Consider the following 9,818-nt stretch of genomic DNA (forward strand, 5'->3'; position numbering starts at 1 on the left):
TTTATTATGCTCCGTTTGCCCTGCTTATAGATTCATAAAAATCAAGCCTTTCAAGTATTTCAATATTCTGTATTATTTCCATCTTTTCCCTTATTTCCGCCTGGCTGCGAAGGTTATCCTGCGTCCTTACGTACTGAAAAGCCCCGCCGGCCACAAAAACCGCCATTATAGTGGCTATACCCGCCCTTTTAAACGTACGGGAATGAAACAAATCTTTTAAAAACGCGAACTTTCTGTTTTTCTGAGCTTCAATTTTTTCGTGAATCCCTTTCCTGTGCATGGCCCATACCGAATCAGGAAAATCCACTTTCATTTCAGAAGCCGCGTCCGCTATTTTTTTATAAGACGCGTAAACAGCCGCGCAGTCCGTACACGTTTCTATGTGTTTCTTTACTTTTGAAACCTCTGCAGCGTCATGAATCTCGCCGTATATATAATCCAGAATCAGCTCTTTTTTATCATTACACTCTTTGTTCATTTTTGATTACCTCCTTCTGTAGCATTCTTTATCTTTTCCATCGCCCTGTTTAAATGGGACTTTACAGTACCTTCTGATATTCCGATAATTCCTGAAATCTCCCTGATTTTATATCCTTCAAGGTTCTTTAACATGAACACCTGCCGCTGAATATCTGTCAATCCCTGCATGGCGTCAGTTATATTCTCTTTTAGTGATTTTTTTTCGTAATCTTCTTCTATATTAACGCAGTCCTTTATGTCAAACCCGCGGTCATCCGGGTCATCACTTTCCATGTCTGTCATATTCCTGAACCGCGACTGCACCTTCTGTTTTCTGCCGTTATCATAAAAAGCGTTCATTGTAATACGGTATAAATATGTCCAGAAAGAACTGTCGCCCCTGAAAGAGCCTATATTTCTTATGACTTTAATGAACACTTCCTGGGAAATATCCCAGGCCTTATTGTAATCAGCCGTCAGGCCAAAAGCCATATTATATACCCTTTTCTGGTATCTTATAATAAGCTCATCTGCCGCGCCTTTTTTGCCGGACTTTATATCCGTTATAATTTCCAGATCCGCTCTGTCCATTTAGTATCCTTTCTTTAAAATTAGACGCCGGTAACCGTTTTTTTGATTACACCTTATTTTATAGCAAAAACAGACCCTGTCAACCGGTATAAATTAAAGCCTTTTCCACATTATAAGGCCGTCATATTTGTCTTCATAGAGTTTAGGCCTTCTTCCCTTAACCTCATACCCGAATTTTTTATACATTTCAAGCGCGGCTTCATTATTATCCCTTACTTCAAGTGTCAGCGAAGAAAGCCCGGCGGCAAACACCTGCCTTTCCACCTGTTTTAAAAGCCCTGTGGCTATGCCGTTTTTTCTGAATTCCGGCGCGACAGCCACGTTTGAAATGTGCGCGTAATCCGCAATTTTATCAGCAATTATATAACCCAAAAGCCTGTCTGAAACCTTATCCCTGGCGGCAAAAAAAAATGAAAGCCCGCTGAAAAACTTTGAAATCTCCACATTAAAAGCTTTTTCATCCCACGGCCTGGCGTGGCATACTTTTTCAATTTCCAGTATTTCAGCAAGGTCATTTTTGGATACATTTTTTATATAAAAATCCATATATTAAACCGCGTACTCCTTTTTTTCCTGCAAAGGAGTCACTTTAAGCCCCGGTATGGCGGCAAGCTCTTTTTTTACTTTTTTGAAATATTCCGGTTTGATGTGGTACACATATACTTTGGGTTTTAAGGATCCAAGTTTTTTTAAATCTTCGTGCAGCGTTTTTGGCACATAATGGGCGCTGGCTTCCGCAAGCGCTTTAAGTTCATTCGGGAAAGATACTTCCGCGAAAACCGTTTTAAGTTTATCGCCCAGTTTTACGGCTTCCGCCCAGATATTATCAGTGGTTTTTGTGTCCCCCGTATACATTATGTAATGGTCTTCTTTTCCTATCAGAAACCCGAACGTGGGAACAGTGTGGTTTACAGCAACCGCTTTTATTTTATATCCGCCAAGTTCAAACCATTCATTTTCTTTTATCGGCATATACGAAAAAATATCCTGGCTGCCAAAATTTTTTATTTTTGTGAAATCCGGCCATACCACGCCGTTTAACAGATGGTTCTTAATGGCGTCAATCGTAAATTCCGACGCCGCGATTTTTACGGTGTCAGCTTTATTGCTTACAATATTAACAGCAAAAAACGGAAGCCCCCCGATATGGTCCATATGCGAGTGCGAAATAAGGACGCTGCGAATGCCGCGCTGTTCTTCAATTGTTGAATTAAGCGCTATAGTGCCCGCGTCTATTAAAAGTTCCCCGTCTAAAATAAAACCTGAATTGTGCTTGCCCGGCAGCTGCCCGCCATAACACCCCAGTACTTTTATTTTCATTTTCACGCCTCCCCGCGCAGCCCCGCCAGGTTAAAAAACTTTGAATTTTCGTAACCCGGTATCTGCTGAAACTTTGTTATATTAACGTACTGTTGTATCTCTTTTTCCGCCACAAGCATATATTTTTTTAAGGGCAGAATATAAGCCTTTCTTCTGATATCAGCATCTTTTTCCAGAAAAGCCAGCTCCCCGCCCCTGTCAAACACATAAACTTCAGTTGTGTTAATAAGAATATTAAAATCACCTGATTTTATCTCATCCCTTACCGTTCCCAGAATTTCAACTACCTTTTTTCTGTCCGCTTCCCCAAAAATAACTGCAGTAAGTTCCCCGCTTCCTGAAGCGCTTGTAAGTACGTCCTTAAAGTTATTGTGCAGTATTTTCTGTATAAACTGAAAATCCTTTTTTAAATCAGCGGGGTCATCATGCGACAGGCCAAAAATAAAATAAACCACATCCGCTTTCAGCCAGGTGTTTCTTAATTTAATATCGCTGTTCCTTTTTACAAACCGCTCCGCGGCGCCTTCAGGCATAGCCTGCCGCAAAAAACTTTTTCTTTTTTCCATTTCCCTTTTCTTACTGCCGGCTTTATATCCATAAATAAGCACAAAGGCCATTATATTGCCGAAAGAGACCGCGGGATAGTCGCCATAAATACCGGAAACATAAAGCCAGTAAAAAGCGGCAGCAGAAGCAAACTGTATAAAAACAAAGAGCGGAAATCCCGCCCCTATTCCGAATTTGAAATAAGCGCCTGCCGCCAGCAGCATAATAAGCGCGGCGGCTATATAGTTAATTACCCTGTCAAAAGTTATCTTTCCCCTGTCAAGCATCATAGAAACGGCAGCCCCTGCCGCCTGCATTGAATATACATCGGAATCACTGTCAGAAACTATTATTATCCTGTTGTCCGCTTCCTCCACGTCCATTGCTATGAATTTATCCGGGCCCATAACTTCCGGTTTGCCGGCATAAACAGGCACAGCCATTTCGCCCGTTGAATTAAGGGCAGCCCCCGTGATATCCCCTATTTTTAACTTTCCGTCTTCAATACCTATCCTGCTTCTGGGAAGCTTATAATATTTTCTTAACGCTTCCGCGGGCGCGGATATTATTATGCCGCCTTTAACCGAATATAAAGCGGGTATTTTAAAAGGTGTATATTTAAATCCGCTGAAAAAACCTGCATTTCTGGAAGAAAGCCACAGCCTTTTGTTTTCTATTTTGCCTGCCGAAAATAAACGCGGGCTGCCTTTATACTTTGCCCCGCTGAAATAAACATATTGTGAAATATCCTCGCCTGTTTCGCCGTAGCTGTTATAAACAACCGGCACAAAACCTTCCGCTTCCGCCACAAGAAAAGAAAAATCCTGATATTTCTTCTGCGCGTTTTCAAGGCCGTTAAAGTCTTCACCGGCCATAAAATCCCCCGGCGTTCTGGAAAAAATATCCGGCATAAACAAAGTGACGGAATTTTTAAGTTCCCCTGTTTTTTTGATAAAAGCCGCGGAAGATTCCGCGTTAAAGTTACCTTTAATGAAAATAACCTTTTCATTTATTTCGTTTCCGGCGGCGGCGCTTACAGCCTTAAGCGAAAGTGATAAAAGATAATCCGCAAAAAATACATATAAAACAACAGCAATTACGGCCGCGGCCGCATAAACGATTTTTTTAGGCAATCTTATATCCCCGTATGCCGTCAGAAATTATATTTCTCCGAAAGCTTTTTTCATTTCAAGATACTGTTTGTACTTGCCGATATTTTCAGCGCTGCTTACCACTATACTGTCGCCGTTAATTTCTATAACTTTTGCTTTTTCCATGGCGCCAAGTATTTCCAGCAGCTTGGGCTTATTTTCATCCATGGCTGTTTCTGTTACAAGCGAATTGAGGGATGTAACCGAGTTATCGCCGCTTTTGGAAACGTGCATTAAAAGGGTATTTACCACGCGCATATTGAAATCCTTGGTGGTAAGGTTTTTAAGCTGTTCGTTCATGGAACGAATTCTGGCGCTCATATTCTTTAAAATCTTTTTTACTATTTTCGCGTTCCTCTGCATCTGCTGTTCGAAAAGTTCTTCATTTAAAGCTATGCATACCGTGTCTGATGCCGCAATCGCGGACGCCGAACGTACATCCTTATCTATTACAGCCATTTCACCGAAAAAATCACCCGCACCAAGCGTGACAAGCGTCTTTTCGCCGTCATCAGTTTTTTTTGTTATTTTAACCGAGCCTGTATGGATAATAAACATTTCTTCGCCTACAGCGCCTTCCTTAAATATATATTCACCCGCGGCAAACTGCCTTCCATAACGCCCTAATATATCATCTTCATTTGACATAATAACCTCCTGAATTCCTGACTGATTTTACTCTTATATTTACAGTATTTTACTATAAAAAAGACGGGGGTGTCAATGGAAGACAGGGAAATCATGATGATGCTTGGAAGGTTAGATGGTTGTATGCTTGGCTAACACTTACGGCTCTCTAACCATTTGACCATCTGATCTTCGGTTTTACAGGGATTGGGTATATTTTTTCAGTACACGCCGCAAATTGGTAATCTTGTATCCGGATAAACTTGAAATCTACAGATGGTTAAAGTCATAGGCAATCGCAGGTTTGCTCACATCCGAATTTGCCGTCGTGGCATTAAACTCCTCCTGCTGTATAAATACTAAACTTATGCGGCATGCACTGAAAAAACACACCCAACCCCTGTTTTGGTTTTTGAATTTACGAAGTGGTAGATGCGGGTCTTTAGCCCGCGGTAGTTGTATTATATGTTTATTTTTACTTCCGATCCTTCGTGCATCCTTAAACTTAGCTGCAGGCCTTTACCCGCTTGCTTGTGCTCATAAATTCGCTTTAGTTCGGGTATTTTAGTTTCGCAGTTTTGCTTTAACCAAGCGTCCAAGCATCCAACCTTCCAAGCATCCAGTCTTATAAGTACGGGCTGAACAGCCTGGCAATATTATTTCTGAACCTTTTCATAAACGGGCCGGACCTTGATTTAATAAGGGTCAGTTCATGCGCGGCTGCCACTTTGCGCAGGAAAATTTTATCCAGTTCACGCGCCAGCTCCTTATCATAACATTCCGCGTCAATTTCAAAGTTAAGCCTCATGCTTCTTGCGTCCCAGTTGGACGATCCCACATACGACCAGAGCCCGTCCACAGTCATTATCTTTGAATGGTCAAACACCCCGTCATACCTGTATACGCGGCACCCTTTTTCTATGACGCGCCACAGCGTTCCGTCCATAGCCCACTGCACATACTTTAAATTGCCTTTATGCGGCACAAGTATCTTGACTTCAATCCCCTGCAGAGCGGCAAGCGACAGCGCGCTTATTACCTGCGGGTCGGGAATAAAATAAGGCGTCTGAATGTGAATGCTTTTTCTTGCGTTTGCTATGGCGTTCATCATAACCCACATATTTTTTTCCAGATTACGGTCAGGCCCGCCCGGAACAGGCCTTACATGAACATTTCCTTTTCTTTTTACCGACGAAACCCACCCTTTTCCCCTAAGCTGTTCGCGGGTGGTAAATTCCCAGTCTTCAGCGAACACTTTCTGAAATTCTGAAGCTATCGGGCCCCTGAACATAAAATGAATATCTTTAAGTTTTACTTTTCCGTCCGCCCCTATCTGCTCTCTTATATTTGCGCCGCCGATATATGCTTCCTGCCCGTCCACCACCATTATTTTCCTGTGCGACCTTAAATTATAAAACAGAAAGCTTATGGGCATATTGGCTTTCATGAAAAAAGCATGCGGGATGCCCTTTTCTTTCAGTAAATTCTCTATCGTGGGTTTTGAATAATGCGCGCCGACATTATCTATCAGCACCCTTACCGCCACGCCCCTTTCAACCGCATCTGCCAGCGCGGCCGCAAAAAGCCGTCCGATTGCGTCATTGTCAAAAATATACGTCTGCAGGGTTATAGTCTTTTTGGCGCGCCTTATACCGCGAAGCATGGCGGCAAAAGCAGCTTCATTCTCCAGGACAGTCACGCAGTTTCCCGGCACCAACGGCGCGGCAAGAACCGCATCCCCGCTTCTTATCAAATCAAGGATATTATGCGGCATCTTTCTGGGAAGCGCGTATGATATCCTTTTACGGATGTATTCCGTATCGCCAAGTTCCGGTTTCAGCCAGCTTAAAAAAAATTCATCTCTCTTTAATCTGCTGGCCTTTCTTTGAATTCTGTTTACCCCGAAAAGATAATATAATATGGCGCCTACAAGCGGTGAAAGGATAATAACAGCAAGCCACGACGCGGCAGACCGCGAATCACGCTTATACATAATAACGTGAATAACCGCCCACGCTGAAATAACCAAAAGAAAGATTAACGCCAGTTCCGCCAGCAGCAATACAGATATATGAAGCCTGTCCAGTAATTCCGTCATAACTCCCCGCCTTTTGATTTATATCTATATGATAACAGAAGAATTGTATTTATAAAAGATAGAATTCAGATTTTCGCTCCCCAAAAAAATGTCAGGTAGTCATGTACAGAAATCAAACCCTACAACCACCTAAAATCCCATTACTTATAAAGATCTACCGCAAAAAAAGTATATGTTGGCTTATCGCCTTAGGCGAACCGATTTTTAACAAACCTTACTGATTTAGAATTTCAATCCTAACAGGTCGACCTGATGTCGATTTACGGCTTATTAAAAAAACCGTATCCTTTCGCATACTCATTCCTAAAATCGGCTCGACAAGGCCGGAGAGCAAGCGATGATCAATAAGTTGTCCATTCTTAACATAAAACAAATGACCTGTTTCCTGAGAATCCACAAAAGACTGCAACTCACCAAACAAAACAGGATTTAAAATATCCTTACCGATATCGGAAATCTTGGCATATGGAGGGCTAATAATCAAAACTACGTTCGATTCACTAACTGCAAAAGAGATCTTGCTATCCTGACCTGTTTTGTTTGTGGCATTCACTTGCGAGTTAATCCGTCTTTGCAGATCAGAAAGCTTGTCCACTGGCCAATGTGTTGTTTGTTTCAAGAATAAAATGACTCCGACAACTACAAACAATAAAAACGGGATTAAGAGATATTTCTTCAATTTACACCTCTGAGTTCGCCCCCCCTTCTACTCAAGTCAAAATTAAACACAACTCTCGTCGTAAGGGTTCACAAAAAAAAATGGCGGAGAGAGTGGGGTTCGAACCCACGAGACCTTTCAGCCTACACGCTTTCCAGGCGTGCTCCTTCAACCGCTCGGACATCTCTCCGTACATAATTCCTAATAAAAAAAGCCCTTTTTGGGGCTATATTATTTCATTGGTGGAGCAGAGCGGGATCGAACCGCCGGCCTCGGCGTTGCGAACGCCGCGCTCTCCCAGCTGAGCTACTGCCCCACTGATATTTATTGCTTTCACAAATTATCATATTATAAAGCTATTATCAAGTTTAATTACATGTTTTGGCGGAGAGGGAGGGATTTGGTCACCTCGTTGCTACTACTCCTCTTCGACCCCGCCGTATGCCTGACGCTCACTCCGTTTCGCTTTTCATTCACAGAATGCGGCATACGTCATTCAAATCCCTTTCTTATTATATCTTTTGGCGGAGAGGGAGGGATTTGAACCCCCGATCCCCTTGCGAGGACACCTGATTTCGAATCAGGCGCGTTCAACCGCTCTGCCACCTCTCCGCTTCATTGTTTACGTAATTCTCTCTTTTTTTTAAAAAAAGATCTTAATAAATCCGCGCTTTCATTTTCCATAATGCCGTTTACAATTGTAACCCTATGATTACTTTTAGGGTTGTTTAAAACGTCATGAACACTTCCACAAGCACCTGTTTTAGGCTCTTTTGCGGCATATACTACGGAGTGCAATCTTGCCAGGAGTATTGCTCCCGCACACATGCAACAAGGCTCTATATTAACATACAAGACACACCCGTTCAACCTTTCGTTGTCCATTTTTTTTGCCGCTTTTTTTATCGCAATCATTTCAGCGTGGGCAGATGGGTCTTTTTTAGACCTTATTAGATTATGCCCGCGTGCGATTATTTTGCCGTCCGACACTATAACAGCACCAACAGGCACTTCGTCTTTTTTTGCCGCTTTTGCCGCTTCTTTCAGCGCTTCTTTCATATAATATTCATGGTGTTTCATATAACCTTCCTTCTGTGAAGTTCAAGTATGGCAAACGTATACATTATTATATACGAAATCCCAAGAAAAAGGTGGGCGCATCCAAGGGTATATAAATCCATAACGTATCCAGTAACCACAGCCATCAGCGAGAACAGCAGCCCTTTTGCCATGCCCGCAACCGATAACACAGTGGCGCGGATTGAACTTTCTGTCAGGTCATTTATATACGTAATAATTATTGTGATTCCGAATCCCAAAAAGAATCCGTTTGCCATTATAAAAGGCAATGATGTTATCAGATTTGCGTAAGCCAAAACAAGGAATGATATGCCGGGAAATATTAAAAAATATAAGGATGCTTTTTTGCCTGCGTTTTTTTCAAGTTTATGCGCCACAAAAGAACCAAGCCCGCTTGCAAGGCCAAAAACAGCGTGAAGTATTCCAAACCACATTATGGATATATCATGTTTCCTGTAAAAAAAGAAATAAGTCCATATTCCGACAACACTGATACCAAACACAACAGCAAAAAGCAGTGAAAGCGCGCGGACTTCCGGGTGTGTAAGGCTGTACTTTACCGCCCTTTTTAATTCCGCAACATGATTTTTCTTTCCCGGCGAAATACCATTTGGCTCCTTTATTGAAAACGCCACAGGTATCATGGATGCCGAAGTGAAAATATTGACTATAAATGGAAAACGCAGCGATACTACGGATAATAAACCGCCAAGTACGGACGCAAGGGCATCCCCCACCCTTTCTGATAACCCCGCCCTGCCGTCTATCTTCATATACTCTTTTTCCCTGCTAAGCTTAAAAAGGGTGTCATATACAACAGCAGAGTCCGTGCCGGAACGCAGGACAAAAGCCGCTGCTATAAAAATTTCCGCAAGGCAAAACATAAGAAAACTTGAAGTAAGTGAATATACCAAGAGCCCCGCAGGTAATAAAAAAGACGCCGCAATGATGGCTTTTCTTCTGCCAAAAGCATCAGCAAAATATCCGGTTGGAATTTCAAACAAAAGCATTGCTATGCTGAAAATGGCCTGCACCACAAGTACCTGCACCGAAGACAGGCCGCATTCTTTATAAAACGGTACCATAACCGGCACTATAAGCCAGAAGCTTAAGAAAAATCTTAAGACATACATTTTTGGGATATTGGATTCAAGTTTTTTCATAAATTTCCTTTTTACGCATACATTTCATTTTTTTAAGATCGGACAGCGCAGGAGCGCTGTCCCTACAAAATCTTACAACACTTCTAAAACACATTCTTGTCTTTGCACTTTCTCTCGTAGGGACA

The 9,818-nt window shown here is 42.2% G+C and carries 10 protein-coding genes and 3 tRNA genes; all 13 read right to left on the minus strand.

Translation table 11 applies throughout. From position 1 onward, the window contains the following. Nucleotides 1–4: 4 nt before the first annotated feature. Nucleotides 5–478, minus strand: a complete 474-nt coding sequence (locus tag JXR81_06910) for a hypothetical protein (GenBank protein MBN2754583.1) — start codon at nt 476–478, stop codon at nt 5–7. After that, nucleotides 475–1,050, minus strand: coding sequence for an RNA polymerase sigma factor (locus tag JXR81_06915; GenBank protein MBN2754584.1), 576 nt, complete (start codon nt 1,048–1,050; stop codon nt 475–477). The genes JXR81_06910 and JXR81_06915 overlap by 4 nt, the downstream gene beginning before the upstream one ends. Nucleotides 1,051–1,143: 93 nt before the next feature. Further along, nucleotides 1,144–1,596, minus strand: coding sequence for a ribosomal protein S18-alanine N-acetyltransferase (gene rimI, locus JXR81_06920; GenBank protein MBN2754585.1), 453 nt, complete (start codon nt 1,594–1,596; stop codon nt 1,144–1,146). Nucleotides 1,597–1,599: 3 nt separating this feature from the next. Then, nucleotides 1,600–2,370, minus strand: a complete 771-nt coding sequence (locus JXR81_06925; GenBank protein MBN2754586.1) for a 3',5'-cyclic-nucleotide phosphodiesterase — start codon at nt 2,368–2,370, stop codon at nt 1,600–1,602. A gap of 2 nt (nt 2,371–2,372) precedes the next feature. Further along, nucleotides 2,373–4,049: a hypothetical protein gene (locus tag JXR81_06930; protein ID MBN2754587.1), complete on the minus strand. Its 1,677-nt coding sequence runs from the start codon at nt 4,047–4,049 to the stop codon at nt 2,373–2,375. A gap of 27 nt (nt 4,050–4,076) precedes the next feature. Then, the gene (locus JXR81_06935) at nt 4,077–4,715 is read right to left on the minus strand and encodes a Crp/Fnr family transcriptional regulator (protein ID MBN2754588.1); all 639 of its coding nucleotides are present in this window, start codon (nt 4,713–4,715) and stop codon (nt 4,077–4,079) included. A gap of 604 nt (nt 4,716–5,319) precedes the next feature. After that, on the minus strand, nt 5,320–6,792 hold the full coding sequence (gene cls / locus JXR81_06940; protein MBN2754589.1) for a cardiolipin synthase: 1,473 nt from the start codon (nt 6,790–6,792) through the stop codon (nt 5,320–5,322). Nucleotides 6,793–7,006: 214 nt separating this feature from the next. Then, nucleotides 7,007–7,471 (minus strand): hypothetical protein, encoded by a 465-nt coding sequence (locus tag JXR81_06945; GenBank protein ID MBN2754590.1) that lies wholly within the window; start codon nt 7,469–7,471, stop codon nt 7,007–7,009. Between the two features lie 81 nt (nt 7,472–7,552). Then, nucleotides 7,553–7,640 (minus strand) — tRNA-Ser (locus JXR81_06950). A gap of 50 nt (nt 7,641–7,690) precedes the next feature. Continuing rightward, a tRNA-Ala gene (locus JXR81_06955) sits at nt 7,691–7,766 on the minus strand. A gap of 206 nt (nt 7,767–7,972) precedes the next feature. Continuing rightward, nucleotides 7,973–8,062 (minus strand) — tRNA-Ser (locus JXR81_06960). Between the two features lie 3 nt (nt 8,063–8,065). Then, nucleotides 8,066–8,530, minus strand: a complete 465-nt coding sequence (locus JXR81_06965; protein ID MBN2754591.1) for a nucleoside deaminase — start codon at nt 8,528–8,530, stop codon at nt 8,066–8,068. After that, nucleotides 8,527–9,693, minus strand: a complete 1,167-nt coding sequence (locus JXR81_06970; protein MBN2754592.1) for an MFS transporter — start codon at nt 9,691–9,693, stop codon at nt 8,527–8,529. Before JXR81_06970 ends, JXR81_06965 begins: the two co-directional genes overlap by 4 nt. Nucleotides 9,694–9,818 lie beyond the last annotated feature (125 nt).

This window comes from Candidatus Goldiibacteriota bacterium, from assembly GCA_016937715.1.
Classification (GTDB): domain Bacteria; phylum Oederibacteriota; class PGYV01; order PGYV01; family PGYV01; genus PGYV01.

Bases quoted from the DNA above. Each gene is read 5' to 3' on its own strand.
- JXR81_06970 (MBN2754592.1), bottom strand. From the start codon at position 9,693: ATGAAAAAACTTGAATCCAATATCCCAAAAATGTATGTCTTAAGATTT.
- JXR81_06925 (MBN2754586.1), bottom strand. From the start codon at position 2,370: ATGAAAATAAAAGTACTGGGGTGTTATGGCGGGCAGCTGCCGGGCAAG.
- rimI (MBN2754585.1), bottom strand. From the start codon at position 1,596: ATGGATTTTTATATAAAAAATGTATCCAAAAATGACCTTGCTGAAATA.
- JXR81_06915 (MBN2754584.1), bottom strand. From the start codon at position 1,050: ATGGACAGAGCGGATCTGGAAATTATAACGGATATAAAGTCCGGCAAA.
- JXR81_06965 (MBN2754591.1), bottom strand. From the start codon at position 8,530: ATGAAACACCATGAATATTATATGAAAGAAGCGCTGAAAGAAGCGGCA.
- JXR81_06910 (MBN2754583.1), bottom strand. From the start codon at position 478: ATGAACAAAGAGTGTAATGATAAAAAAGAGCTGATTCTGGATTATATA.
- cls (MBN2754589.1), bottom strand. From the start codon at position 6,792: ATGACGGAATTACTGGACAGGCTTCATATATCTGTATTGCTGCTGGCG.
- JXR81_06935 (MBN2754588.1), bottom strand. From the start codon at position 4,715: ATGTCAAATGAAGATGATATATTAGGGCGTTATGGAAGGCAGTTTGCC.